This is a genomic window from Acinetobacter sp., assembly GCF_036666595.1.
Classification (GTDB): domain Bacteria; phylum Pseudomonadota; class Gammaproteobacteria; order Pseudomonadales; family Moraxellaceae; genus Acinetobacter.
Genome location: NZ_JAVWVO010000002.1, coordinates 213476 through 239397, shown reverse-complemented (window position 1 = coordinate 239397; position 25922 = coordinate 213476). Strand labels below are relative to the sequence as shown.

23 protein-coding genes, 4 tRNA genes and 1 other RNA gene are annotated in these 25922 nt (G+C 42.2%); 11 read left to right on the top strand and 17 right to left on the bottom strand.

The genetic code is table 11. The annotated features are described in order from the left end of the window. Window positions 1-785 precede the first annotated feature (785 nt). Genes RR876_RS04365 through sdhC form a run of 4 tightly spaced genes read right to left on the bottom strand, consistent with a single transcriptional unit; the run spans window position 786 to window position 4185 of the window. Window positions 786-1496, bottom strand: a complete 711-nt coding sequence (locus tag RR876_RS04365) for a succinate dehydrogenase iron-sulfur subunit (RefSeq protein WP_125280000.1) — start codon at window positions 1494-1496, stop codon at window positions 786-788. A 14-nt stretch (window positions 1497-1510) separates the two neighbouring features. Next, complete coding sequence (gene sdhA, locus RR876_RS04360; RefSeq protein ID WP_332476608.1) at window positions 1511-3409, bottom strand: succinate dehydrogenase flavoprotein subunit; 1899 nt, start codon at window positions 3407-3409, stop codon at window positions 1511-1513. Window positions 3410-3421: 12 nt separating this feature from the next. Then, window positions 3422-3787, bottom strand: a complete 366-nt coding sequence (sdhD, locus tag RR876_RS04355) for a succinate dehydrogenase, hydrophobic membrane anchor protein (protein WP_004695554.1) — start codon at window positions 3785-3787, stop codon at window positions 3422-3424. Continuing rightward, entirely contained in the window at window positions 3787-4185 is a 399-nt protein-coding gene (gene sdhC / locus RR876_RS04350; protein WP_005400408.1) for a succinate dehydrogenase, cytochrome b556 subunit, read from the bottom strand. Before sdhC ends, sdhD begins: the two co-directional genes overlap by 1 nt. A 1026-nt stretch (window positions 4186-5211) precedes the next feature. Between sdhC and gltA the strand changes: the two genes are divergently transcribed. Beyond that, window positions 5212-6486 carry a citrate synthase gene (gltA, locus tag RR876_RS04345; RefSeq protein WP_004695551.1) on the top strand — a complete coding sequence of 425 codons (1275 nt, stop codon included), beginning with the start codon at window positions 5212-5214 and terminating at the stop codon, window positions 6484-6486. Between the two features lie 146 nt (window positions 6487-6632). Here gltA and RR876_RS04340 read toward each other — a convergent pair whose 3' ends face one another. The 4 genes from RR876_RS04340 to RR876_RS04325 all read right to left on the bottom strand — a co-directional run bounded on the left by RR876_RS04340 (window position 6633) and on the right by RR876_RS04325 (window position 10751). Further along, window positions 6633-8225 (bottom strand): NAD(P)/FAD-dependent oxidoreductase, encoded by a 1593-nt coding sequence (locus tag RR876_RS04340; protein WP_332476610.1) that lies wholly within the window; start codon window positions 8223-8225, stop codon window positions 6633-6635. 18 nt (window positions 8226-8243) lie between these two features. Further along, window positions 8244-9089 (bottom strand): SDR family NAD(P)-dependent oxidoreductase, encoded by an 846-nt coding sequence (locus RR876_RS04335; protein ID WP_332476611.1) that lies wholly within the window; start codon window positions 9087-9089, stop codon window positions 8244-8246. 15 nt (window positions 9090-9104) lie between these two features. Beyond that, window positions 9105-10061: a metal-dependent hydrolase gene (locus tag RR876_RS04330; RefSeq protein ID WP_332476612.1), complete on the bottom strand. Its 957-nt coding sequence runs from the start codon at window positions 10059-10061 to the stop codon at window positions 9105-9107. A 183-nt stretch (window positions 10062-10244) separates the two neighbouring features. Further along, complete coding sequence (locus RR876_RS04325; protein WP_332476613.1) at window positions 10245-10751, bottom strand: type IV secretion protein Rhs; 507 nt, start codon at window positions 10749-10751, stop codon at window positions 10245-10247. A gap of 203 nt (window positions 10752-10954) precedes the next feature. Between RR876_RS04325 and RR876_RS04320 the strand changes: the two genes are divergently transcribed. Then, window positions 10955-12580: an NAD+ synthase gene (locus RR876_RS04320; protein ID WP_332476614.1), complete on the top strand. Its 1626-nt coding sequence runs from the start codon at window positions 10955-10957 to the stop codon at window positions 12578-12580. 117 nt (window positions 12581-12697) lie between these two features. Here RR876_RS04320 and RR876_RS04315 read toward each other — a convergent pair. After that, window positions 12698-12774, bottom strand: a tRNA-Met gene (locus RR876_RS04315). A 178-nt stretch (window positions 12775-12952) separates the two neighbouring features. On the opposite strand from RR876_RS04315, the gene RR876_RS04310 reads away from it, so the two are divergent. Next, window positions 12953-13369, top strand: coding sequence for a hypothetical protein (locus RR876_RS04310; protein ID WP_332476615.1), 417 nt, complete (start codon window positions 12953-12955; stop codon window positions 13367-13369). A 173-nt stretch (window positions 13370-13542) separates the two neighbouring features. Here RR876_RS04310 and RR876_RS04305 read toward each other — a convergent pair. From RR876_RS04305 to coaD, 4 genes are all read right to left on the bottom strand, one after another. Then, window positions 13543-13619 (bottom strand) — tRNA-Met (locus RR876_RS04305). Window positions 13620-13692: 73 nt separating this feature from the next. Beyond that, an RNA gene (gene rnpB / locus RR876_RS04300) (RNase P RNA component class A) lies at window positions 13693-14070 on the bottom strand. 26 nt (window positions 14071-14096) lie between these two features. Then, window positions 14097-14360, bottom strand: a complete 264-nt coding sequence (locus RR876_RS04295; protein ID WP_004695536.1) for a YfhL family 4Fe-4S dicluster ferredoxin — start codon at window positions 14358-14360, stop codon at window positions 14097-14099. Between the two features lies 1 nt (window position 14361). Further along, on the bottom strand, window positions 14362-14853 hold the full coding sequence (gene coaD, locus RR876_RS04290; RefSeq protein ID WP_004695534.1) for a pantetheine-phosphate adenylyltransferase: 492 nt from the start codon (window positions 14851-14853) through the stop codon (window positions 14362-14364). Between the two features lie 141 nt (window positions 14854-14994). On the opposite strand from coaD, the gene smpB reads away from it, so the two are divergent. Then, window positions 14995-15471 (top strand): SsrA-binding protein SmpB, encoded by a 477-nt coding sequence (gene smpB / locus RR876_RS04285; protein WP_004695532.1) that lies wholly within the window; start codon window positions 14995-14997, stop codon window positions 15469-15471. Between the two features lie 41 nt (window positions 15472-15512). On the opposite strand, the gene RR876_RS04280 is transcribed toward smpB, so the two are convergent. From RR876_RS04280 to rluD, 3 genes are all read right to left on the bottom strand, one after another. Further along, window positions 15513-16079: a flavodoxin family protein gene (locus RR876_RS04280; protein ID WP_205667703.1), complete on the bottom strand. Its 567-nt coding sequence runs from the start codon at window positions 16077-16079 to the stop codon at window positions 15513-15515. Between the two features lie 107 nt (window positions 16080-16186). Continuing rightward, the gene (gene pgeF / locus RR876_RS04275; RefSeq protein WP_332476616.1) at window positions 16187-16927 is read right to left on the bottom strand and encodes a peptidoglycan editing factor PgeF; all 741 of its coding nucleotides are present in this window, start codon (window positions 16925-16927) and stop codon (window positions 16187-16189) included. A 30-nt stretch (window positions 16928-16957) separates the two neighbouring features. Next, window positions 16958-18010, bottom strand: coding sequence for a 23S rRNA pseudouridine(1911/1915/1917) synthase RluD (gene rluD / locus RR876_RS04270; RefSeq protein WP_332476617.1), 1053 nt, complete (start codon window positions 18008-18010; stop codon window positions 16958-16960). Window positions 18011-18081: 71 nt separating this feature from the next. On the opposite strand from rluD, the gene RR876_RS04265 reads away from it, so the two are divergent. Both RR876_RS04265 and RR876_RS04260 read left to right on the top strand, forming a co-directional pair. After that, window positions 18082-19065: an outer membrane protein assembly factor BamD gene (locus tag RR876_RS04265; RefSeq protein ID WP_332476618.1), complete on the top strand. Its 984-nt coding sequence runs from the start codon at window positions 18082-18084 to the stop codon at window positions 19063-19065. Window positions 19066-19258: 193 nt separating this feature from the next. Next, a complete protein-coding gene (locus tag RR876_RS04260) occupies window positions 19259-21154 on the top strand; it encodes a DNA primase (protein WP_332476619.1) in 1896 nt (631 codons plus the stop codon). 24 nt (window positions 21155-21178) lie between these two features. Here RR876_RS04260 and hemA read toward each other — a convergent pair whose 3' ends face one another. Next, on the bottom strand, window positions 21179-22462 hold the full coding sequence (gene hemA, locus RR876_RS04255; RefSeq protein ID WP_332476620.1) for a glutamyl-tRNA reductase: 1284 nt from the start codon (window positions 22460-22462) through the stop codon (window positions 21179-21181). A gap of 78 nt (window positions 22463-22540) precedes the next feature. Here hemA and RR876_RS04250 point away from each other — a divergent pair, with 78 nt between their 5' ends. The 5 genes from RR876_RS04250 (at window position 22541) to RR876_RS04230 (ending at window position 25919) form a co-directional block, all read left to right on the top strand. Continuing rightward, complete coding sequence (locus RR876_RS04250) at window positions 22541-24250, top strand: hypothetical protein (RefSeq protein ID WP_279045086.1); 1710 nt, start codon at window positions 22541-22543, stop codon at window positions 24248-24250. A 5-nt stretch (window positions 24251-24255) separates the two neighbouring features. After that, a complete protein-coding gene (lolB, locus tag RR876_RS04245) occupies window positions 24256-24837 on the top strand; it encodes a lipoprotein insertase outer membrane protein LolB (protein ID WP_332476621.1) in 582 nt (193 codons plus the stop codon). A gap of 11 nt (window positions 24838-24848) precedes the next feature. After that, on the top strand, window positions 24849-25679 hold the full coding sequence (gene ispE / locus RR876_RS04240; RefSeq protein WP_332476622.1) for a 4-(cytidine 5'-diphospho)-2-C-methyl-D-erythritol kinase: 831 nt from the start codon (window positions 24849-24851) through the stop codon (window positions 25677-25679). Between the two features lies 1 nt (window position 25680). Continuing rightward, window positions 25681-25755 (top strand) — tRNA-Gln (locus tag RR876_RS04235). Window positions 25756-25844: 89 nt separating this feature from the next. Continuing rightward, a tRNA-Gln gene (locus RR876_RS04230) sits at window positions 25845-25919 on the top strand. Window positions 25920-25922: the final 3 nt, after the last annotated feature.

The following is a 25922-nucleotide window of genomic DNA, read 5'->3' as shown; positions in this document are numbered from 1 at the left end:
TGCAAAAACATTTCAGGATGCTTTTTAAGCTAACCCATGATTAGTAATGTCAAATTGGTAACATGACATTAGTCCCCATAAGGCGGATGCCATGAGGCGTTATCACTACATTAGAATTACCCAATGTGACAATGAATCATAACGCCCTCAGCGGCATCATCACTCATTCATACCCGGCCAAAACCGAGCAATTTTTTGCAAATCGACTTAGAAAAAATAAGGCATTGCATTATTTTTTCTAAAGCGACTAACTCTTCATTTATACTCGCTCTAATGCGGCTTAAATGTTGAATTAATGTACATATTTAGCGCGTATTTTTTAAATATAAATGTGCAAAAATTTTAACATACTCCCCATATTTCAATTGATTTTTTTGACACATACCTTTCATAAATTGGCGAAATACACATATCAAAATTTCATCTAATATATGGTGCTTTAAATAAAACCGAGTTTCAACGTAGACCAAAGTCTACTCCAAAAAACACATACGAAAAGAGAGCATCATCTTTCAATATGCCCTCCCCATCAACAACATCCATCTTAACATCTTCATAACTTTTTTTGCAGACTCATACTTGCACTTATTTATGACATTTGTTTTAAATCGCCGCGCTTTTCACCAATCTGGTGCAATTTCTACAAGAGCCACCTATCACAAACAAAAATAGTGCCAACCTCACGCTTTCACTCAACTTTATTTTTTACAGCAAAAATCTAGCTATAAAATAAAAAAGCACACCCCAAAGGTGTGCTTTTTCTAACTGATAAATCAGCCTACAGATTAACCCGCAGCATCTAAAAGCATGTTACGGATGTGACCGATTGCTTTAGTTGGGTTCAAACCTTTAGGACATACTGATACACAGTTCATGATGCCTTTACAACGGAATAGCGAGAATGGGTCGTCTAGACGAGCCAAACGCTCTTGAGTTGCTGTATCACGAGAGTCGATGATAAAACGGTATGCATTCAACAATGCTGAAGGACCCAAGAACTTATCTGGGTTCCACCAGAATGATGGGCATGAAGTTGAACAACATGCACAAAGAATACATTCGTATAAACCATCTAGGTGTTCACGCTCTTCAGGAGACTGTAAACGCTCTTTTGGCGGCGCAGGTTGGTTATTGATCAAGAATGGGTGAATTTTGTTGTACTGATCGTAGAACTGGTTCATATCCACAACTAAATCTTTAACCACTGGCAAGCCAGGTAAAGGACGAACTGTAATCACTTCTGGCAAATCATTTAGGTTCAAAAGACACGCTAAACCATTTTTACCATTGATGTTCACACCATCCGAACCACAAATACCTTCACGGCATGAGCGGCGGAATGTTAATGATTCATCCTGTACTTTCAATGCAAGAAGCGCATCAAGCAACATACGGTGCTTATCAGTCAACTCTAGTTTGAAAGTTTGCATGTACGGCGCTGCATCCTTATCAGGATCGTAGCGGTAGATATTAAATGTACGAGTACCTCTACTCATCTTACTTCTCCCAATTAGAATGTACGTGGTTTAGGTGGAATTGCAGCAACAGACAATGGCTTGTAACGAACTGGCTTGTACTCAAGACGGTTATCGCTAGAGAACCATAATGTGTGCTTCATCCACTCATCATCACGACGACCATATGGGTAAGCTGGGTGATCAGGCGACTCTTCAAAGTCTACAACTGTATGCGCACCACGACACTCTTTACGAGCAGCAGCTGAAATCAATGTCGCTTTAGCCACTTCATACAAGTTTTCAACTTCTAAAGCTTCTACACGCGCAGTGTTAAATACTTTAGATTTGTCTTTCAAGTGAATGTTGCGTACACGTGGTTCAATCGCAAGAATCTGCTTCACACCTTCTTCAAGAAGTGCAGTTGTACGGAATACACCAGCATGGTCTTGTACGATGTCACGGATTGCATCTGCAACCTCTTGTGCATTTTCACCTGTTGTTGAGTCATCCAATTTACGGATACGCGCAACAGTTTGCTCAAGTACAGTGGTAGGAAGTGGCTGGTATTCATCACCGTGGTGTTTAGTCACATAGTCGATGATGTGCTCACCCGCAGCTTTACCAAATACAACCAAGTCAAGTAATGAGTTCGTACCTAGACGGTTTGCACCATGTACAGATACGCAAGAACACTCACCAATTGCATAGAAGCCTTTAACAGGTTTCGTAAAGTTACGATCGCCTGCATTAGTCGAATAGATATCGCTATCTTTGTCATAATGAGCTGTAAATGCTTCAGTTTCAGAACCTTCAGGCAACACCACTTGACCATGGATATTCGTTGGAATACCACCCATTTGATAATGGATTGTTGGTACAACTGGAATTGGTTCTTTAGTGATGTCAACGTTCGCGAATTTCTTACCAATCTCAAAAACAGATGGAAGACGTTTCATGATCGTTTCAGCACCCAAGTGCGTCATATCAAGCAAGATGTAGTCTTTCTTCGGACCACAACCACGACCTTCTTTAATTTCTTGGTCCATAGAACGTGATACGAAGTCACGTGGTGCCAAGTCTTTTAAAGTTGGTGCATAGCGTTCCATGAATGGCTCGCCTGCATCGTTACGAAGGATTGCACCTTCACCACGACAACCTTCAGTTAACAATACGCCTGCGCCAGCAACACCCGTTGGGTGGAACTGCCAGAATTCCATATCTTGTAATGGAATACCTGCACGCGCAGCCATACCAAGGCCGTCACCAGTGTTGATGTAAGCATTGGTCGATGCACGGTAAACACGGCCCGCACCACCTGTAGCAAACAATGTCGCTTTTGCTTGGAATACTGCAATCTTACCCGTTTCTTGGTCAATTGCTGTTACACCAAGAACATCACCCGCTTCGTTACGAATTAGGTCAAGTGCAATCCATTCAACAAAGAATTGCGTACCCATTTTCACATTGCTTTGATAAAGCGTGTGAAGAAGTGCGTGACCTGTACGGTCAGCAGCAGCACATGCACGTGGAACTGCTTTTTCACCGTAGTTTGCAGAGTGACCACCGAATGGACGTTGGTAAATCGTACCATCTGCGTTACGGTCAAAAGGCATACCCATATGTTCAAGTTCATAAACAACTTGAGGCGCTTCACGCGTCATATATTCGATTGCGTCTTGGTCGCCTAACCAGTCAGAACCTTTAACAGTGTCATAGAAGTGGTAGTGCCAGTTGTCTTCTTGCATGTTACCAAGAGATGCACCAATACCACCCTGCGCTGCAACAGTGTGCGAACGAGTTGGGAATACTTTAGTTAAAACAGCAACTTTCAAACCAGCTTGAGCAAGTTGGTAAGACGCGCGCATACCTGAACCACCACCACCAACGATGACAGCATCGAAAGTTTCGTGTGGAATATTTGTGTAATCTTCTTTAGGGGTTATAGCGCCCATGATCTATTCCTATCAATTCGCCCAAAAAATCTGGATTGCCCAGATCGCATATGCAAATACAGCAATAATTACTGCTGAAGTCAGTACAAGGCGTAAACCTGAAGCTGAAGGACCCATTTGACGAGTAGTCACATAGTCAGTGAATACCTGCCACATACCAATCCAAGCATGTGCAACAAGAGATAAGACGGCCAATAAAGATAAAATCTTCATTGGAGCTGTCATCATAAAGCCGTACCACTGTTCATAGCTAAAACCGCCATTGCATAGGATCCAACCTAAAACAACAACTGTATAAACCGCTAATACGACAGCACTTACACGTTGGATAAACCAATCGCGAGAACCTGAACCCGTTAAACCAGTAGCACTTTTCATTAGATAACAATCCATACAAATGCCGCAACGATACCGATTGCAGACAAGATCAATGAAATAGTAGCTGCGATACGACCACTTTGCAGTTCTTCAGCAATACCGATATCTGCAAGTAAGTGCTTAACGCCCGCAATAAAGTGGAAAATTAAGCCGGCTACAAATACCCATACGACAAAACGCACAATGAAGCTATTAAAAATAGCCTGAACTTGAGCAAATCCTTCAGGCGAAGACAATGACTTGTCTAAGATCCATAGAAGTACCGGTACGAGTAAAAATACGATGACACCTGATAGACGGTGTAAGATTGATGCAATAGCCACAGGGGATTTTAAGTTTACTTCTAAAACTTGACCCATGGACAAATTGACAGGTCTGTTGCTTTTCACAGCGGGCATCCTGTAAGTAAAAACTCCATCCGGAGTTTGTTGGAATTAATTCGAAGGAAAGCTGGCATTGTTCAGCAGCTACTTTAAAACTCTAAATTAAATAGCGTTTGAACTTAAAACGACACTGAATTATAAGACGTGAACTATCAAAATACAAACAATGCCCTTGGCCTTTTTGCATAAAAATTCTTTAAATAAGAATCATTAACACATAGATAAATACCTTGCGCTACAACACTTTAGCTTCAAATCTCAGCTATATGGTTGGTTTTTATAAAATAAACACCAAATTCAAGCGCTAAAATTTATACAAAAACGGTAAAATTCGACTTTAGACTAAAGATGCACAAAAAAGTCTTGTTTTTAAAACTGGCTAATTTCACTACATTATTTTAAGCATTTTTTATTTATATATAAAATGTTCATTATTTTATTTTAATATAGTGGCATAAATATGCATGATGTTGGTGCAACAGATTAATCCCCTACAAGATTGAAATATCTCGTAATAAATTTTAATTAAAACAATTTTTTCACATCCGTATAAATAAAAAAGTGACTTATATATCGTTTTCGAAATACCAAATAAGCTATTTTTTATACAATTAAATCATTTTTTTTGAGTCACTTATTGTTTTTAACAATGACTACGAAAGCAGCATTTTCTTTTTAAAATGATGCGTAAGTTACGAGAATCATAATAAATGTAAATATATGACGACTTGAATTTTGTTTCTTTTCAAGCGCTTTTTTCAATATAAAACTGCTTACAATTGCGCCAGCAACATTTTTTATTTATGCACTTGCTCCTTGAATTAACTTATTATAGTGTGTCGGTGCTGTGATTTTATGCAAATTTTAATGGATTAAATCTTAACTATAACTTCGGAAGTCATCATTTTATCCATAAGTATAATTGACAAAATTTCAGCACTCTCTACTCTTAGAGCAAATTTTTAATCCGTCTGATTCGTGCATTAAAAGATGAGTATTTCGAGTCAGATAAATCATTCACCAGGACAGGAGATCTATTGAATGTCTGAAGCAACTGGCAAAAAAGCCGTTTTACAGCTTGATGGCAAAGAAATTGAATTACCAATTTACAGCGGCACATTGGGCCCAGATGTAATCGACGTTAAGGATGTATTGGCCGCAGGTCACTTCACTTTTGATCCTGGTTTTATGGCTACTGCTGCATGCGAGTCTAAAATCACTTTCATCGACGGTAACAAAGGTGTGCTTTTACACCGTGGCTACCCAATCGACCAGTTAGCAACTAAAGCTGACTACTTAGAAACTTGCTACTTACTACTCAATGGCGAGCTTCCAACAGCTGAACAAAAAGAAGTATTTGATGCTAAAGTTCGTAACCACACCATGGTTCACGATCAAGTTAGCCGCTTCTTCAATGGTTTCCGTCGCGATGCTCACCCTATGGCGATCATGGTTGGTGTAGTTGGTGCGCTTTCTGCGTTCTATCACAACAACTTAGACATCGAAAATGTTGATCACCGTGAAATTACAGCGATCCGCTTAATTGCTAAAGTACCTACTTTGGCTGCGTGGAGCTACAAGTATACTGTTGGTCAACCATTCGTTTACCCACGTAACGACTTAAGCTACGCTGAAAACTTCTTGTACATGATGTTTGCTACTCCAGCAGACCGTGATTACAAAGTAGATCCTATCCTTGCTAAAGCAATGGACCGTATCTTCACGCTTCACGCAGACCACGAACAAAATGCTTCTACGTCTACAGTACGTTTAGCTGGTTCTACTGGCGCGAACCCATATGCATGTATCGCTGCAGGTATCTCTGCACTTTGGGGCCCTGCTCACGGCGGCGCGAACGAAGCTGTTCTTAAGATGCTTGATGAAATCGGCACTGTAGAGAACGTTGCTGACTTCATGGAAAAAGTGAAAACTAAAGAAGTTAAACTCATGGGCTTCGGTCACCGTGTGTACAAAAACTTCGATCCACGTGCGAAAGTAATGAAAGAAACTTGCGACGAAGTTCTTGGTGCGCTTGGCATCAACGATCCACAGCTTGCTCTTGCTATGGAACTTGAACGTATCGCTCTTTCTGATGAATACTTCATCAAACGTAACCTATACCCGAACGTAGACTTCTACTCAGGTATCATCCTTAAAGCGATTGGTATCCCGACAGAAATGTTTACAGTGATCTTCGCGCTTGCACGTACTGTTGGTTGGATCAGCCACTGGTTAGAAATGCACAGCGGTCCGTACAAGATCGGTCGTCCTCGTCAGCTTTACACTGGCGAAGTTCAACGCGACATCAACCGTTAATTCGGTCTGCGTTGATAGACAAAAAACCACCCGCATGGGTGGTTTTTTTATGTTGAACTCTAAACCTACCATTTATGAGTGGCACTCTTAAAGTATTAAAAGGCCTAAACAAACTCAGGCTTTTTTCAATACTTAATGCAGCTACATTAAGCCTCAACAACATCGTAGTGTTTTAGCTCAAGCGTAGATAAACGTTGCTTTAACTCGGCCAAGGACCACGGCCAAGCCGCGAAGTTACGCCCATTTTGATCTAAATAATAGCTTGAGCAGCCGCCTCGGTTAAATACGGTGGTTTTTAAATGAGTTTGTACCTTGGCATTGTGATAACGCAGAACATCTCGTTTCACCATCATACGTTTAAAGCCTTGCTGCTTCATTTTTAGTAGACCATCTACAATGTACTGAATTTGTGCTTCAGCAATGCCAATAAATGAGTCATAGACCAAGATATTTGGCCCCAATACTAAAAACGCGTTCGGTACATCTTCCAAACTTGTACCTAAGTATGCTTCTGGAGAACTATCCTTCCAAAGGTCAGCCAATCGCTCACCTTGGGCATTCCATACACGTTGGCCAATCGGAGGATGAGCCACTTCAAAACCAGTTCCCCAGATAATGACATCGGCCTCAAATCGCTCCCCATTTGCCGCAATGACACTCTGTCCATCAATCTCGACCAAACCTTGGGGTAACAGCGTGACATTGTCTTGTTGCAGTGCTGGATAATAATTGTTGGCAAATAAAAGTCGCTTACAGCCGATCGAAAAGTTAGGCGTTACGGCTTTACGTAAAGTGTCATCCTGTATTTGTAATTTTAATAATTGACGGCTTAAAACATTGACTGGCTCAAGTAGTGACGGGTGACGAAGCCCAAAGTTGATCCCATTTAAAATACTGGAAACACTCTTCCTCCAGCCTCGCTGAATCATCGGGAATTTAGCCACCAGCGACTTCACGCTAGCATTCAGCTGCATATCCGCTTTGGGCAAAACCCACGGCGCAGTCCGCTGAAATACGATCAACTCTTTCGCCAACGGCTGAATTTGTGGAATAAACTGAATGGCCGATGCGCCTGTTCCAATCACTGCAACCCGCTTTCCCGTTAAGTCATAATCATGTTTCCAACGGGCTGAATGGAACATCTCTCCTTTAAATCCTTCTATCCCTTTAATGTTAGGTAAGGATGGTTCTGTAATCGGCCCTGTGCTAAAGATCACGGTTCGTGCTTGATATGCCCCTTGAGAAGTTTCGAGTTGCCAAATACCCGCCTCTTCACTCCACTTCGCACTGAGTAACTCATGCTGAAAGCGGATTTTGTCTTGCAATCCAAACTGCTCAACCACCTGTTCTAAGTAATTTAAAATCTCAGGTTGTTTCGCAAATAAATGGCTCCATTGATGACTAGGCGCAAAGGAAAATGAATACAAGGCCGAAGGTACATCACAGCCACAGCCGGGGTAATTATTATCACGCCACGTACCGCCAACTCTCTCCGCCTTTTCTAAAACCAGATAGTCCTGATAGCCCACTTGTTTCATTTTATACGCCGCAGCAATGCCCGAAATCCCTGCACCTACAACAATGGTACCGTAAGTATGTAGGACTTTAGAACGAAGCACAGCCTTTTTACTGGTCTGCTTAGGTTGAGCTGCTGCACTTTTTGGCGTGGTGCTTTGATCTTGCATTTGATCAGACGGCGCTTGCACATCTGCTTGCTCTATCTCTAATTGCGTTTCCATATTCATTTTTCTCTATTCTTATTTTGTGATTTGATTAAACAGTGGGTAACCCAGACCTAAAAGTTTGACGTATAAGCTTGGCGATGCACGCTTCATCCACCAGAACAATTTGGCATCGGGTTGTGGAATGGTATAAAGCTTGCCTGCATCTAAGCGATTTAATGTTTTTTTGACTACAGCATCACTGGTTGTAAACGCATGGTTCATCAGCAGTTTGTCAGCCAGTCCAGAATAGCGACTTGGCAAACGCCCATTCTTCATAATATTGGTCGGCACCAAGGTCGGACACAGCACATTGACTGCAATGTTATAAGCCTGAAGCTCTGAAGCTAAGGTTTCTGATAGTGCCAAAACACTAGACTTAGTCACGTTGTACGCTGTCATTTCAGGGGCTGCGGTATAGCCCGCTGCCGATGCCACATTGATAATGGCACCAAAACCTTGCTGTTTAAATTTAGGTACAAAGTAGTGGCAACCATGAATTACCCCCCAAAGGTTGACGTGCATACACCACTGCCAATCCTCCAGCGATACCTCATCAAACTTACCACCTAACCCAACTCCCGCATTATTGATGAGCAAAGTAACAGGATGTCCCAAAAGCTGTTCCGCTTGCTCCGCCAAAGCGTATACAGATTCTTTTAATCCAACATCACAATGCACCGCATAGGCTGACGAAGATGTCATCGACTGAATCAAATCTACAGTCTCCTGTGCTGAGCTTAATTCAATATCTGCACAGATGACATCACCACCGCGTTTTGCCAGTTCCAGTGCAAAGCTACGACCAATTCCACTACCTGCACCCGTTACAACTGCGTAGGCCTTTTGACTTGGTTTATTTTTTTTACTCAACAGTCCCATGTCATAACCTCCTTTTTATGATTTCAGTACTGGAGTAAATTCTTTAGTGAAATAGGGGGTTAACACTCCTGTTTCAGGATGTAGTAAACGCTCTTTGTAATAATCTAAAAATGCAGAAGTGTCATAGTCATTCGGGTGAAAGCTCGGACGTAAATAGTCAAAAATATGCATCCAACTACTGCCATAAACACCTCGTTTCAACCCAAACAAGAGGCTGAAACTGCGCGGCACATCCTTCCAGTAACTAAGGCTCACCAAATTAGACGGTTTGCGATAAAACGGGACAAAAACCGATGCCACAGAAATCAGCAGTAAAATGGTGATAAGGGCTGGAAAAAAGCCTGCAATACGTAAGGCATAATTATTGGAAAGTGATTGAAACACATCATATGCAATGTCTTTATGCTCAGATTCCTCTAGCATGTGCCACATCCAAATCGCACGCTGCTTTTCATCTTGAGAATCAAAGAAAATCTCTTCATGGTTCATCATATATTCAGACAGCACTGCGGTAAAATGTTCAATGCCTGCCATCAAAGACAATTTCATCGGTTGTGGTAAACGGTTAAAACCGTAATCAAAAACGATTTCAGCTAAATAGCGAAAAATGCCAACGGGTAAATCAACCTGTTTAAAGGTATCGTTCAATTCTTCATGTAGTTTTGAATGCAATGCCTCCTGTCCAATTAAAGAAGTCACACGTTGTTTTAATACAGGGTCTGTGAGGAAATCACGGTGATAACGGGCGGTATCAATCACCAAGTCTTCACCATAGGTCAGAAAGATCGAGAGTGATGCAAAGTAAGCACTGGCCAACTCGGCATTTAAGTAAAATTTGGGATCAATTTTTTCAGCTTCAAAGTCAAATTTCATATGCCGAATTGGAATAATCGCAGACTGTTTTTCAGCATCAAATACTGATCCTGCAAAAATTTGGCTGGCTTTACCTTTCAATGGAAGAGCAATACGCATAGGACATTCCTTCTTATTTTTAGCTCATTTTTCAGGCTCAATCTCACGATTTTTACCTGTGCTTTACATTCAAAATAAGAGTCCGCTTCCCCTATGCCACTGGCATTTTTCTTCAAATGATTTGCAATTTATGACTTTAAAATCTGTTGTCTAACAATCACTCCACAGATTTATCTATCGGGGTCAGAACGAGGCTTTGTGTGCCACAAAGGGAATACACTGCTCATAGGCTGAGCATTCTTCGCCATAGTGTTTTTTGAGAAAGTAGTCTTGCACCATTTGCGCCTGCTGTTCAATGCCATAGCTTAAAAACTGCTTTCCTTGTTTTAATGCATAGCGGTATTGACGGTTAAAAAGTGCTTGACGGACTACAGCGAGTCCCTGCTGAATTTGCCAAACATGCGTTAGCTCATGAATCAACCAAGCTTGTTGATGAATGGATTGATCGGCAAAATTTTCGCACCAGTCTTTGATATTAAAATAGACATATCCATTCGGGCTAATCGCATAATGTGGCAGCACTGCCCGATGCGCGATAATTCGAACCGAATCCATGTTCAGACTGTTCCCAAAAATACTGCTGGCGAGCTTTTTCTCCGCTTCAGTCAAGGGCCGATTTTTAAGTTCAAACTTTTGCTGTATTTTTTGTAAAAGCGGTTGAAACCACACAATCACACTCCATAAAGACATTAGAATAATTTGTTCTTTTTAAGGACATTTACGGATTTTTTTTAGAATATCCCTTAAAAAAAATCGCATTTCGTATATAGTATTCGCACTTATTATTGATTAATACTTCTATTTGTTTATCGTCACTTACACCACGTAGAACTTATAGCTATAACAAACTCAATCGTCGTGTATATCCCTATAGGTATAGGATTTAGTTGGAAATGAAAAGTTTTAAAATTGCACTTGCACAGTTCTCTCCGCACATTGGCAACCTTGAAGCAAATGCCCAAAAAATGTTGGAACAGGCCAATGAAGCAAAAAAACAAAATGCTGATTTAATTATTTTTCCAGAACTTTCGAGCATTGGTTACCCAGCAGAAGATTTACTTCTACGTCCAAGCCTAACCAAACGCACGCAACAAGTTTTTGAACAACTTAAAACAGTAAAAGACATTGTAATGGTCTTTGGTTTTGTCAATCAAACCGAAGATGGTCAACGCTACAACGCCGCTGCGGTCATGAAAGATGGACAGGTTTTGGGTGTGTATAACAAACAAAACTTGCCAAACTATAGCGTGTTTGATGAAAAGCGTTACTTTACCGAAGGGCATCAACATCTTGTTTTTGAATATCTGGGGCATAAGTTTGGTGTGTTGATTTGTGAAGATGTTTGGTCACTTTCAACCGTACAACAACTGGCACAGCTCAATGTAGAAACGGCATTGGTTTTAAATGCTTCACCATATGAAGTCGGTAAACCGCAGCACCGCGTTGAAACCATGTCTGCATTGGCAAAACAAATGAACCTCAACTTGGTTTATGCCAACCAAGTCGGCGGTCAAGACGACCTGATCTTTGATGGTACAAGCTTCGTGATTGCCAAAAATGGTTCAGTTGTACTTCAAGCAGAAAGCTTTAAAGAGTCTCTGTATTTCGCTGAATACGAAGCAGAACAACAAGCTTTTAAGGCCAATGCTCTGCCGCCTGCTTTAGACACTATGGCAGAGATTTATCAAAGCTTAGTGATGGCGACTCGCGACTATGTACAACGCTCAGGTTTCCCTGGGGTGATTCTTGGTTTATCAGGCGGGATCGACTCAGCTTTAACTCTTGCAATTGCAGCTGATGCGATTGGCGCCGACAAAGTCCAAGCCGTAATGATGCCATATACCTATACCGCTCAAATCAGTGTAGAAGATGCTGCTGAACAAGCGAAGAGTATGGGGGTGACTTTTGGGATTGCTGAAATCAACCCGATTGTGAACAGCTTTATGCAAACGCTTTATCCGTTCTTTGGCAACAGCCCTGCGGATGCAACTGAAGAAAACTTACAAGCGCGCGCCCGCGGTACACTTCTGATGGGTTTATCAAACAAATTTGGTAATTTAGTCCTGTCTACAGGCAACAAATCAGAATTGGCTGTGGGCTACTGCACGCTCTATGGTGACATGGTGGGTGGTTTTGCAGTACTGAAAGATGTGTATAAAACCATTGTGTTTGAACTTGCGAAATACCGAAACAGCATTTCAGACAAGCCAGTGATTCCTGAGCGTGTGATTACTCGTCCACCTTCAGCAGAGCTACGTCCAGATCAAAAAGACCAAGACTCTTTACCGCCATATGATGTACTGGATGCCATTTTGTATGCCTATATCGAAGAAGATATGAGCCAAGATGACATCATTGCCAAAGGCTTTGATGCTGAAGTGGTTACAAAAGTGATTCGTTTGGTCGATTTCAATGAATACAAACGTCGCCAAGGCGCAATTGGTCCGCGTATCAGCTCACGTGCATTTAGCCGTGAACGTCGCTACCCGATCATGAATGGCTGGAAAGCAGGCATATAAGCAGCTGTTCCAATAAAAAAGCCCAAACAGATGTTTGGGCTTTTTTATATCGACATATTCAAATCTATTTTTTAAGCAAAAAAAAAGAGACCAAGCTGAGAGCTTGGTCTTTTAAAATGGTGGCTATGACGAGACTTGAACTTGTGACCCCCGCATTATGAGTGCGGTGCTCTAACCAACTGAGCTACATAGCCGTAAACTGTGCGCGCATTATGCAAAGTTCAAAGACAAGCGTCAACCCTTTTTACACACAAATGGTTATTCCATAAACAAATACACTTTAAACTATCAATTTTTCAGCAAACTACTCTTTTTAAACTTATTTTTATACTGCAAGCTATATTTAAGTTAGGCATATTTACGAGAAAGATAATGAAAAAGAGAGTCTGTTTTTTCTTCATCCTAAGCACTACAGCATTGAGCAGTTGTCAGCTGATTTCCCCCATGATCACCGACTATAATGGTGTACGGCGTGATGTAGCGACCTATATCAACTCCAACCTATTATTTAGCCTAAAAGATCGAGAGATATTGGTCAACTATGCCAAAGGACAACAAAAAATCCTGACGGCAGATCGCTTAAGCCCAACTGCACAACAAAACTTGGCTTTAGAAAGAGCCGAAGGACGCTACTGTGCAAGTCAGCACATCTCTTTAAAAAAACTCAATTTAGTCGATCATCAAATCTTTGCATTGCCCGAACATCAAGCCAATTGGCAACACATTCAAAACTTACAGATGCAGATCAATTTAACGCCTGAAAACCTTCACTGCGAGGGGAAGTTCTAAAAGGATCATAAATGTCAGCAGCCATAGCTTTGGTTTAAATATCGAAATAACGGTGCATTGAACCACAAGGCCATTTCAGAAATGGCAAGTAAATAAAGACAGTTTTACGGCCTTTATTTCTCGCAAATTCCCCACAAAAAAAAAGATCATGCTGAGAGCATGATCTATAAAAATGGTGGCTATGACGAGACTTGAACTTGTGACCCCCGCATTATGAGTGCGGTGCTCTAACCAACTGAGCTACATAGCCGTAAACTGTGCGCGCATTATGTGGTTTTCTCACTAGTACGTCAAGTACCTTGCGCGCTTAATTGATCAAAATTTGTTGAAGTGAGCCGATAAGCCGGGTTCTGTCGAGAACGATCATTCCTCTAGGCGTACAATCACTCATACGCTCAAGCGACCTACCCGGATCCAGCATGGGCCATGCCTAAAGGATCCCTATTTGGTCTTGCTTCCGGTGGGGTTTACCATGCCATGAACTGTTACCAGCCATGCGGTGCGCTCTTACCGCACCCTTTCACCCTTACCTCCGATTTCGATTGCTCGAAACCATAATGAAGGCGGTCTACTCTCTGCTGCACTTTCCGTCGGCTCACGCCGCCCAGGCGTTACCTGGCACCTTGCCCTATGAAGCCCGGACTTTCCTCCCCTGCTTCAATCACGGAGATCTCCACAGCAGCGATCGTCTGGCTCACTTCGAGGCGCATAGTATCAAATCTTAGACTTAATTGCTTGCGCTTTTTTGAGCAATCAGCTTTTTATATTTATCCATGAGCTCATCCTCAGTTTCCGCATGATTGGGATCAAGCGGAATACAGTCCACTGGACAGAACAATTGACACTGCGGTTTATCATAATGTCCGATACACTCTGTGCATAAGTCTGGATTGATTTCATAAATCAATTCCCCCATGAAAATGGCTTCATTGGGACACACAGGTTCACAAACATCACAATTGATGCATTCATCGGTTATATATAAAGACACATTACCAACCTTGTTGATGTTTACGTTCAAAAGCAGCGACTACAGCTTGCGGTACAAACTTGGTCACATCACCTTTTAAACGTGCTATTTCACGAATCAACGTCGATGAAATAAATGAATACTGCTCTGACGGCGTTAAAAATACCGCCTCAAAGTGTGAATCAAGTTGACGGTTCATATTGGCTAACTGGAACTCGTATTCAAAGTCAGACACTGCACGCAATCCTCGCAGTACAGCCGTTGCTTTTTGTTCACGGAAGAAATTCACCAACAAACCATCAAAACCTACAAACTCAACATTATCAAGATGGCTTAATGATGCTTTGGCCAAGCTCACACGCTCTTCTAAACTAAAGAGAGGGTTTTTATGATGACCAATGGCAATGGCCACCACCACTTCATCAAACATACGTGATGCACGTGTGACCAAATCAATATGACCATTGGTAATTGGATCAAAAGTCCCCGGGTAAATGACGCGAGTTTTAGACATCCATTTTTACTCTGTTGATTTTGTAGAGCCATATTTTAGCAAAAACTTGTTTTATAGGTGAAGAAACTCCATAAATTTGAAAAAACTTCACCTTAACCCTGCTTTAAGGCACAATAGGTACATTGTTGGAAGTAATTGATTATGGCGAAAGCAACTGTAGTTAAAAAAAATACCAGCGGGACGATTGCACAGAATAAACGTGCACGTCACGACTATTTTATTGAAGAAAAATTTGAAGCTGGCCTGTCACTGCAAGGCTGGGAAGTGAAATCATTACGTGCAGGTCGTATGACGCTGTCTGAGAGTTATATCACCTTTAAAAATGGTGAAGCTTTCCTGTTCGGTGCTCAAATTCAGCCTTTACTCAGTGCATCTACGCACATTGTTCCTGAGGCGACCCGTACCCGTAAGTTACTGTTGAATCGTCGTGAACTCGATAAGTTACTCGGCGCAGTGAATCAAAAAGGTTATTCATGCGTTCCGCTTGTTGCTTATTGGAAAGGACCACGTGCGAAATTAGAAATCGCTTTAGTGAAAGGCAAACAGCTGCATGACAAACGTGCCACGGAAAAAGACCGTGACTGGCAACGTGATAAAGCCCGTATTATGCATAAATAATAAAAAACCTCCCATGTGGAGGTTTTCTATTATTAGAACTGTTAATAGTCAGCTTTTAGCTCGACCAGATATTTTCCGAACTTTCGAGCAGTTTCCAAGTCACCTTCGGGTGGGGTTATTTCAACACTGGCGTTGTCTGACTGAGTCATCAAACCTAAAAAGCTCGACATCCGATTAATATCGTGTTGGCTACGTCCCGTCGGCATAAACGGTAAACCAGCCCACAGCATACCATGCTGCATAGCAAATAAATTAATCTGTTGTAATACCGCCAGTTTATCGCCACTTAAGCCACCACCATTGGTAAAGCCTGCAGCCAGTTTTCCTTGCCAAGCCCGTGCTAACCAACGCTTAGAGGAATCTTCCATAAACTGCTTAAGCGCTGCTGTAAGACTGCCCATATACGTTGGGCAACCCATCACAATAATATCAGCCTGATCTAACAAGTCCCACTGCACTGCAGCAACAGAAATTAAATGCACATCAGCACCCGCCTGCTCTGCACCTTGTGCAATATACTGAGCGACTTTCGCCGTATGACCATAGGCGCTATGATAAACCACACACACATGAACAGGTGTAGCAGAAACAAGATCAGGTACAGACATGGAAATTTTTAAGACCAAAGAATTGAGTTAAGTTTAACACTTCCACTCGTAGAGTGGGGAGTAAGTGCAAGGATTAAAACAGCCAAGCACTTGATCAGAAACCCAAACTATTGCATAAACACAAAGGTCGCCATACGCCCAGTTTTGGCATGACGTCGATAAGAAAAGTACTCATTCGACTGGCTAAAGGAACACTGATCACCACCAGAAACCACTTCAATACCGTGCTGTTTTAGAATGAATTTGGCGATCGCATATAAGTCAGCATAATATTTTCCAGCTTGCGCACCTGTTTGAAATGCAGACTCAAGCTCAGCATACTTTGAACAAAAGGCTTCTTTTACTTCCGCCCCAATTTCAAAACAAGGTTGGCTAATAGCTGCGCCCAACCAAGCCCATGTCGGCTGAGTGTTCATGCTGGCAATGGTATTTTCAATAATGCCATGCGCCAGCCCACGCCAACCTGCATGCAAATTGGCCACTTCGCTTCCATCAGCATTACCTAAAACCACAGGTAAACAATCGGCTGTCATCATCATCAGGGCATGCTTTGGTCGCTGTGTCACCAAACCATCCCCTTCTTGAGCATCAAAGCCAATTTGCTCATTCACTACACGGCAAATGGTGCTATGGGTTTGCGTCATCCATGTGATTTTATCGACCCCATAGCCTGCAAACTCTTCGAGCAAGATCATGCGATGCTGTTGCACACGTGCAGCATCATCCTGTACATGCAAAGCCAAATTAAAGCCTTGTAGTTCAGTTTGAGTGGTCTCTAAAGCACGATCATGATGTACACGGGTTTGCCCCACAAAAACACCTGCCGGAAGTCCTTGAACAAATTGCATATACTGTCCTTATGATGATTCAGCTATAACTTAGTAGGCTTTGTTTTCCGTACGGAGTACATCGACCAAGGTCGCCAAGTCTGTCGGCCACGGCGCTTTAAACAACATTTCTTCACCTGTACGTGGGTGTTTCAAACCGAGCTCTGCTGCATGCAAGGCTTGACGTCTAAAACTACGCAAGGTCTCATCTAGAAGTTCTGTTGCACCTGCGGGCACACGCACACGCGGCATATACACAGGATCGCCAACTAAACCAAAACCAATATAACTAAAATGCACACGAATCTGATGCGTACGTCCAGTTTCAAGACGCGCTTGGATACGGGTGAAATGTTGGAAGCGTTCTTTCACGTTGTAGTGTGTTACAGCGTCTTTACCACCTGGTAATACCGCCATTTTGACACGATCGACGGGGTGACGTTTAATCGGTTCATCCACCGTGCCGCCAGCAATCACATTGCCATACACAATTAGGTCATAAACACGATAAACCGTTTTTTTAGCTAATTGCTTGCTCAGTGAAAATTGCGCTTCTAAGTTTCTCGCAACGACCAACAAACCAGAAGTATCTTTATCAATGCGATGCACCAAACCCGCACGAGTCAGTTCTGCCGATTTTGGATAGTGATGCAGTAATGCATTTACCAACGTACCTGATGAGTTGCCCGCACCTGGGTGAACCACCATACCAACAGGTTTATTGACGACAATAATGTCATCATCTTCATAGACGATATCCAGTGGAATATCTTCAGGCAGACTACGAGTTTGGGCTTCTAACTCAACTTCAAGGGTTAACAGTTCAAATCCTTCACATTTATATTTCGGTTTGACACTGTTACCATTTACCAACAAATGGCCTTCTTTTAGCCACTGTTTGAGTTTTTCACGCGAAAAGTCGCTCCAAATCGTTGCTGCGACTTGGTCTATACGCTGTCCGAGATAAGTTTCATCCAATTGAAATTGCAACGATAAACGTGTTGCAGTAGAGCTTGAAGTATGGTTATCTGCATCCTCAGAATCTTCAAGTAAATTGAAATCGGTTTCAGGGAAATTTGGATCGGAAGATTGTGCTTGAGCCATTTGATCATTCAAATAAAAGTGATTTAATAGCGCAATTGTAGCTCATTGCCCGTATTAACAGAGGAATTTTTATGTCGCTACCACATTATAAAATGACAATGCTTGCTCTAACGATTGGCATTGCATCTGCAATGGTAGGCTGTAGCAGCAATCCCAAGAAAGAAGTGGTAGATACCGGTCCACAATCGAGTGAACAGGTTTATATTCAAAAAGCAGAAAAAGCACTGCAAAGTGGTCAATATACCGACGCTGCAAAACACTTAGAAGCATTAGATACCTATTACCCTACAGGTGAATATGCACAACAAGCTCAACTAGAGCTGCTCTATGTGAAGTTTCAGCAAAAAGATTATGAAGGTGCAATTGCACTGGCTGATCGTTTCATTCGTTTGAACCCTCTACATCCAAATGTGGACTATGCCTACTATGTACGTGGTGTAGCCAACATGGAACAAAACTATGATGGTTTGATTCGTTATACTTCTTTAAAGCAAGCACATCGCGATGTCAGCTATCTTAAAGTGGCGTATCAAAACTTCGTAGACTTTATTCGTCGTTACCCTTCAAGTACTTATGCTGTAGATGCCGCACAGCGCATGAAATTTATCAGCAATGAGTTGGCTGAAAGCGAAATGAATGCCGCACGTTTTAATATCAAGCGTAAAGCATGGGTCGCAGCACTAGAGCGTGCTCAATGGGTGATTGAACATTATCCGCAAAGCCCTCAAGTGCCTGAAGCTTTAGCAACTGTCGCTTATTCGTACAACCAATTGGGTGACAAGGAAACTGCGCAACAATATACCGATGTCTTGAAACTAAATTATCCAAATTTAGTGAAATCGAATGGTGAAGTGAACTTACGTGCTGCCCGTAAAGAAGCCAGTTGGGTCAACCGTGCGACTTTAGGTGTGTTTGGTCGTGAAGAACAAAACAGTTCTGAAGAAAAAATCGAACAGCCGAAACAAACAACAGAGCGCAGCTTTACCAACCGTATCAGTTTCGGTTTACTCGATCGCCCTGAGACACAGCAAAACATCAATACTGAAACCGAATAATTCCTCTGAAATATTCGCTATTTTAGAAAGGGCAAGTTATCATACTTGCCCTTTTGTTTTGTGCGATTTCCGCTTGATCAAAACGCCTAAACGGTATACAAAACAAACTAGATCCGATGGGTTTTTGCATTTTAAAACCTCCATCTCTGCTTCTTTTCACGGTTTTCAAAACATCAGCGACTGACGATTCGACATGGCTATTCCTCAACACACCATTGACCAAATTTTAGATCGGACCGACATTGTCGACCTGATTGGTCAACGTGTGAAACTTAAAAAGTCAGGTCGAACCTATTCAGGCTGTTGTCCGTTCCATCAAGAAAAATCACCATCTTTTCACGTGTATCGTGACAAACAATATTTTCACTGTTTTGGTTGTCAGGCCAATGGTAATGCCATTCGTTTTTTAATGGACATCGACAGTCGTAGCTTTATTGATGTGATGAAGGATTTGTCGAGCCAAACAGGCATCGAACTTCCAAAAGACAACCGTGACTCGAAAAAACTGGTGTATAAGCGCGAAGCTAAACCTGCCCAAAAACCACAGGTCGATGTCGCAGAAGCCAAGAAAACCGAGCCAGCTCCAGCACAACCTGAGTTTCAGATTGAGCATGATCCTTTTGCTGAATTTCAGTCCATGGACTACCAAGAGGGTTACGCTGATTTTGATACCTTCGAGGGCTTCAACACCACACCCGTTCAGGAAGGCAACTTATACGACCTGTTAGAAAATATTGCGCAATACTATGAGCAACAACTACCGCATAGTCGCGCTGCTCAGCAGTACTTTAAACAGCGCGGACTCAGTCGAGATACCATTGCATATTGGCGTTTAGGCTATGCACCTGAGGACTGGCAACACTTAGAAAAAGCTTTCCCGCAAGATATCGAAGGCTTAAAGCTACTCGGACTGATTCGCACCAGTGACAATGGTCGTGACTTTGACTTATTACGGGATCGCGTCATATTTCCGATTCGTGATGCCAAAGGTCGCGTGGTGGGCTTCGGTGGTCGTGCTCTAAATGACGAAATTAAACCCAAATACATCAACTCGCCAGACTCTGAGGTATTTCATAAAAACCAATTGCTTTATGGTTTATATGAAGGCCGTAAACAAAAAGCCCAAGACTGGCTGATGGTCGAAGGCTATATGGATGTGATTGCGCTACAGCAGTATGGCATTGCAGGTGCCGTGGCGACCTTAGGAACTGCCAGTAACACCGAACACTTAAATATTCTGTTTAAACAAAACAACCGTATTACCATTGCCTTCGATGGTGACGTGGCCGGACAAAAAGCGGCACGCCGTACTTTAGAAATTGCGTTACCTTTACTCAATGATGGTCGTGAGCTGAAGTTCTTTGTGCTGCCAAATGATCATGACCCCGATTCATTGATTCGTCGCGAAGGCATTGAAAACTTTAATAAGCTGCTCCAACAAGCTCCACTACTGTCAGACTTTGTATTTGCACATCTGACGCAGAACCATGACATCAGTAGCCCTGAAGGTAAAAGTCAGGTCATGAGTGAGTTACGTCAACTGACGGACTTATTGCCGAAAACGGGCTCTTTCCGTTATTTGCTGAATCAATCCTTCAAAGAAAAACTCGGTTTTGGTCGCCGCTGGACACCTCAAGTCAGCAACGATGCCTCGTTGTCTTTTAATATTCGCACCAAAGATGAAGACTTCGCCCTCGCCGTTCTAATCCATCATCCGTTTTTGTATATTCACTTTGAAACTCTACGCGCCTATTTACCTGAAGATGAACTTTTAGCGCATGTGCTACAAGTCTTAGATGGCATCTTTGATGATTTACCTGATGACCAAGAACTGGCAACCTATTATGTTTTGGGTGCATGTAGCCGTTATGCCAACGCGATTGCCGATATTATGCAGCGCACCAATATTGAAGTTCTGACCAAAACACCTGAAATGGGCGACAAGCTGGCCAGTGAGTATGCCCTTTCGCTTGAAGAAAAATATTTAAAACTTAAACTTAAAGCCCCAAATTCATTAATTGAGACACGAAATTTAAAACATAAACTCTTTGAACTGACCAAAAAAATAGGCTTAAGACTGATTACTTAAACCTATTGCATTTTTTATCTGGGTTTACTTTTTAGTTTTACGACGTTTGTCAAAAGTCTCATTTAAACATATTTGCATTTGTTCAAAATGACTTGGATCTTCTGATTTGGCTGCTTCACGCAGCATAATCGAGGTCGGATGTAATAACTTCTGCGTCAAACGATGTGCAAACTCTTGCATCACCTGTTCCGCCTGTTCCCCTTTCTCAATTCGTGCCAATGCCAGTTCTAATTCTTCTTGTCTTAACTGTTCACCTTGCTGACGGTAAGCATGGATCGTTTCACCTGCGAGATTGACCTTCTGCTGGGTCACCAACTCGGTTGCTAGTTGGTTAACCATCACCTCTGCTTCAACCGCCGCCTGACGACGCTGAGCAAGATTTTCATCAATCACCGACTGCAAGTCATCTACACCATATAAATAGACGCCATCCAAACTTTCCACTTTCGGGTCGATATCACGCGGAACAGCCAAATCCACCATCAACATTTGTTGATAACGACGCTTTTTTAAGGCCACTTTGACATCTGGATAATCAATTACTTGATGTAAACTTCCCGTACAACTGGAAATGACATCTGCACGCGCTAAGTTATTGGCCAACTGATCAAACTCAATGATTTCAACATCTACACGATGGGCTATTTCTTGAGCCAAAATTTCAGCCCGCTCGCGGGTACGGTTACAAATGAGGATTTTCGCGACGCCCATTTCAGCCAAATGCTTCGCCACTAAGCTATTCATTTCACCTGCGGCCACCACCATGACCGTCAATTTTTCAGGCTTACTAAACACTTGTAATGCAAGCTGAGCCACCGCGTAGCCCATCGATACGGCATGACTACCGACAGCCGTTTCCGAGCGGACGCGTTTCGCCGCATAGAAGGCATATTCAAAAATTCGGTTTAAATGAGGAGAAACAGTATGTGCAGTCTTCGCCAAAGATAGTGCAGATTTAACCTGCCCCAAAATTTGCGGTTCACCGAGCATGAGTGAATCTAAACCGCTTGCAACACGCATCAAGTGAGTGACAGCCTGCGCATTTTCATAACGGTATACATGATTCAACAATTGTTTAACATCTATGCCATTTGCTTGGGCGAGCCAGTTCAATACCATATCTGAGTTTTCAGACATGGCATACACTTCTGTTCTGTTACACGTAGAGACCACCACCATTTCATTTAAGTCTTGGTTTTGACCTTGTTGCTCAAGCAGTTGCGTTAACTTTTCAGGGTTAAATGCAATTTGCTCGCGCAATTCTACGGAGGCGGTTTGATGGTTGACACCCAATGCAAAGAAAGACATATCAGATCATCATTTCGCTAAATTTATGCTATTGTGCAATAACGGTGTCATAAAAAGCATTACTTGGATCAAGAAAAATTGCGTCAAACACATTGCCGACTGAGCGGCGCGAGAATTAAGCAATATTCTACCACATTCTTACTCGTCGGTAGCATGGCATCTAGTGCTCATCTTAGAGCAGCTGGAGATTTTTCGCTATCTAATTATGATGCAATTCAACAAAGTATGATTGCCGAATTTGCACTGGCTTACCAAGACAGCGCGACTGCCCTGCACAACTATACTGTGCTAGCGATTAAAAGTAATTCCACCACCATTAAACAGCGCGCTTTAAATATTGCCCTTGAACAAAATGATTTGCATGCCGCACTCGACATTGCAACGCATTGGGTGGTGCAAGAGCCCACCGATGTTCCTGCATTATTTTATTTGTCTCACATTGCACTCAAAGCACATGAATATGAACTTGCAGCTGAAACGCTCGATAAAATTCTAAACATTGATGCCAATGCCGATTTAGAGCAAATCCTTGCTGGGATTGCCCCTGAAGAACCTGAAGATCAAGAAATTCTCATCCAAGCGCTACGTTCGAGTAAAGAGCGGAATAATCCCTCTATTTTGGCATTAATTGCAGGTTTAGAGGCGCAAAATGGACAGCTTGAACAAGCCCTGACTACCATCAATAAAGCCCTAAAAAAGCGCGGAAAAGTCACAGGCTACATTCTGATGAAGGCCAACTTACTCAGCGCACTCGGCCAAGAGGAAGAAACTCGTAATTGGTATGCAAAATCGAGTCGTAAACACCGCGACAATGTCGATGTTCGTTTAGCCGAAGCCAAATATCTGATTAAAATTAATGCGTCAAATGAAGCCTTAACCAAGCTTGAGAGCCTGATTAAAAAATGGCCTGACCAAGAAGAAGCCTTGTTTATCGCGGGGTTAACCAGTATTGACTTAAAGAAGTACGAAAAAGCAGAAAAATATCTGGTTGAACTACGTAATTCGGCCGAATATCAAAATGAAGCCTATTACTATCTTGCGGTGAATGCTGAACGAAAACAGCATTTTGAAACAGCCAAGGCCTACTATCGTCTGGTCGATGGTAGCCTGTATACCGTATCGCGCCGCAGTCTCATCAGTATCTATACCCTGCAAAACAAACCCAATGATGCTTTACGCTTCTTAACCCAAGAACGGGTGAACTACCCACAACATGCAAGCTTCTTGTATCAGGCACAAGCCGATATTTTAAAGCGCATGAATAATAAAGCCGCAGCCATGCGACTGTTAGATGAGGCGATTAAGAACTTACCAGATGATCCTGAACTGATCTATTCTGAAGTGCTAATGTTGGATCCACATACAGATAAAGACAAACTTGAAAAGTTGCTCAATCAACTGTTAAGTATCGAGCCTAATAGCCCAACCTATCTCAATGCTTATGCATACACTTTAGCCTTGCAAAACAGACGCTTAGATGATGCACGTAGATTTGTTGAACATGCTTTAGAGTATGCCCCTGAACAGGCCTCCATCTTAGATACCTTAGGCTTTATTTGTTACTTACAAAATGACTTTAGCACGTCAGCCAAAGTCTTAGAAAAAGCCTATCTCATCAGTGGTAGTGTCAATATTGGCGTGCGTTATGCGCGTTCAGTCTATATGCTCGGTGATCTGCAAAAATTCTCCACTGTGTTACAACAACTCAAACAAAAACACCCAAATGATCCTCAATTGGATCAACTTAATACTTTATTGTTACCCCAACAACTGAAAAAGAGCTCATAGTTTTTATGCGTATTTTCTCAAATCTGAGCTTAAGCTTACTTGCTGCAAGTAGCTTGGCACTAACAGGCTGTCAACAATTTACCAAACCACAGCTTGATCCAAACACCATACAAACTGAATCTGATCAACAATTTAGCTTACAAGGTAAAATTGGGGTGCGTACGCCAGAACAAACAGGCAGTGCTTTTTTTACATGGGTACAACAGCAACAAGAGTTTGATATTGAACTCAGTGGAATTTTAGGCGTTGGTAAAACGCAAATTACAGGCCGTCCAGGTGAAGTTAGCCTGAATAGTGCTAAAACTGGCCTCATCCAAGCTGAAACCCCTGAAGAACTTTTAAAAACAGCAACAGGTTGGCAGGCACCCATCACCCATTTAGTCAATTGGGTTCAAGCCAAACCGGCAACAGTTCAAGCACAAATCCAACGTGACAGTGCTAAACGAGCGGTACAGATCATTGAAGATGGTTGGAGCGTTGAGCTGAGCTATAACGAACAAGCCTATATGCCAAATCGATTGATTTTAAAACAAGCACTTGAAAATGGTGCAGAAAACCGTATTACAATGGTCATTCAAAACCGCTAGTTTATCTCGTTATGATCCGTGTCCCTGCCCCATCAAAACTGAATTTGTTTTTACACATTACGGGTCGTCGTGAAAACGGCTACCATGAACTGCAAAGTATTTTCCAGTTGATCGATCTATGTGATTGGTTGGAATTTGAGCCTCGTACGGATCAAGAGATTCATATTGAAGGCTTAAACAGTGTCGATTTGAGTCAAAATTTGATTTATAAAGCGACGCAGATACTTAAGCCGTATGCACAAACAACTACGGGTTTATCCATTCATCTTGAAAAAAATGTTCCGATGGGTGCAGGCTTAGGTGGAGGTTCATCGGATGCCGCGACGACATTAATCGTAGTCAATCAACTGTGGCAGTGCGGGCTAAATTCTGAGCAATTAGCAGACTTGGGTGTTCAGTTAGGCGCAGATGTTCCCATCTTTGTCCATGGTCGCAATGCATGGGCTGAAGGCATAGGTGAGCACTTAACATTCATAGACTTAGATCAAAAACAATACATTGTGTTAAAACCTGATTGTTTTATCAGCACTCAATTGCTTTTTTCACAAAAAACATTGACAAGAAACACGAAGAGCTCTAAATTTTGCGCCTATCAGTTAAAGCCATCTGATTTTGGAAATAATTTTGAGCCTTTGGCAAGAAGTTTATATCCAGAAGTAGATGAAGCGATGCAATATCTCGACCAGTTCGGTGTTGCAAAACTTACAGGTACAGGTGCTTGTGTTTTTGCTGAAGTAACGAGTGATATGAACATTGATGATGTTCTTGCAAATGCACCATGTAAAGCTTACTTGGTCAACAGCTTGAATGAATCACCAATAAGACATTTCCACGTTACCTGATAGGGGTATCGCCAAGTGGTAAGGCACCGGTTTTTGATATCGGCATCCGTTGGTTCGAATCCAGCTACCCCTGCCATTTTCCAAAAAGACAGAACAATACTTTGCTGTTCTACTGTTAATTTACCTTGACAGAAAGACGCAAAAATATTAAAGTTCTGCCGCATTAGGGGTATCGCCAAGTGGTAAGGCACCGGTTTTTGATATCGGCATCCGTTGGTTCGAATCCAGCTACCCCTGCCATAT

Excerpts from the sequence above, each read along its gene's own strand:
- smpB (WP_004695532.1), top strand. The coding sequence starts at position 14,995 with ATGGCGAAAGCAACTGTAGTTAAAAAAAATACCAGCGGGACGATTGCA.
- coaD (WP_004695534.1), bottom strand. The coding sequence starts at position 14,853 with ATGTCTAAAACTCGCGTCATTTACCCGGGGACTTTTGATCCAATTACC.
- gltA (WP_004695551.1), top strand. The coding sequence starts at position 5,212 with ATGTCTGAAGCAACTGGCAAAAAAGCCGTTTTACAGCTTGATGGCAAA.
- RR876_RS04325 (WP_332476613.1), bottom strand. The coding sequence starts at position 10,751 with ATGTCTTTATGGAGTGTGATTGTGTGGTTTCAACCGCTTTTACAAAAA.
- sdhD (WP_004695554.1), bottom strand. The coding sequence starts at position 3,787 with ATGAAAAGTGCTACTGGTTTAACGGGTTCAGGTTCTCGCGATTGGTTT.
- RR876_RS04335 (WP_332476611.1), bottom strand. The coding sequence starts at position 9,089 with ATGGGACTGTTGAGTAAAAAAAATAAACCAAGTCAAAAGGCCTACGCA.
- pgeF (WP_332476616.1), bottom strand. The coding sequence starts at position 16,927 with ATGCAATTTGTTCAAGGACTTCCGGCAGGTGTTTTTGTGGGGCAAACC.
- RR876_RS04340 (WP_332476610.1), bottom strand. The coding sequence starts at position 8,225 with ATGGAAACGCAATTAGAGATAGAGCAAGCAGATGTGCAAGCGCCGTCT.
- RR876_RS04310 (WP_332476615.1), top strand. The coding sequence starts at position 12,953 with ATGAAAAAGAGAGTCTGTTTTTTCTTCATCCTAAGCACTACAGCATTG.
- lolB (WP_332476621.1), top strand. The coding sequence starts at position 24,256 with ATGCGTATTTTCTCAAATCTGAGCTTAAGCTTACTTGCTGCAAGTAGC.
- RR876_RS04320 (WP_332476614.1), top strand. The coding sequence starts at position 10,955 with ATGAAAAGTTTTAAAATTGCACTTGCACAGTTCTCTCCGCACATTGGC.
- sdhC (WP_005400408.1), bottom strand. The coding sequence starts at position 4,185 with ATGCCCGCTGTGAAAAGCAACAGACCTGTCAATTTGTCCATGGGTCAA.
- RR876_RS04260 (WP_332476619.1), top strand. The coding sequence starts at position 19,259 with ATGGCTATTCCTCAACACACCATTGACCAAATTTTAGATCGGACCGAC.
- RR876_RS04280 (WP_205667703.1), bottom strand. The coding sequence starts at position 16,079 with ATGTCTGTACCTGATCTTGTTTCTGCTACACCTGTTCATGTGTGTGTG.
- hemA (WP_332476620.1), bottom strand. The coding sequence starts at position 22,462 with ATGTCTTTCTTTGCATTGGGTGTCAACCATCAAACCGCCTCCGTAGAA.
- sdhA (WP_332476608.1), bottom strand. The coding sequence starts at position 3,409 with ATGGGCGCTATAACCCCTAAAGAAGATTACACAAATATTCCACACGAA.
- ispE (WP_332476622.1), top strand. The coding sequence starts at position 24,849 with ATGATCCGTGTCCCTGCCCCATCAAAACTGAATTTGTTTTTACACATT.
- RR876_RS04330 (WP_332476612.1), bottom strand. The coding sequence starts at position 10,061 with ATGCGTATTGCTCTTCCATTGAAAGGTAAAGCCAGCCAAATTTTTGCA.
- RR876_RS04265 (WP_332476618.1), top strand. The coding sequence starts at position 18,082 with ATGTCGCTACCACATTATAAAATGACAATGCTTGCTCTAACGATTGGC.
- RR876_RS04365 (WP_125280000.1), bottom strand. The coding sequence starts at position 1,496 with ATGAGTAGAGGTACTCGTACATTTAATATCTACCGCTACGATCCTGAT.
- rluD (WP_332476617.1), bottom strand. The coding sequence starts at position 18,010 with ATGGCTCAAGCACAATCTTCCGATCCAAATTTCCCTGAAACCGATTTC.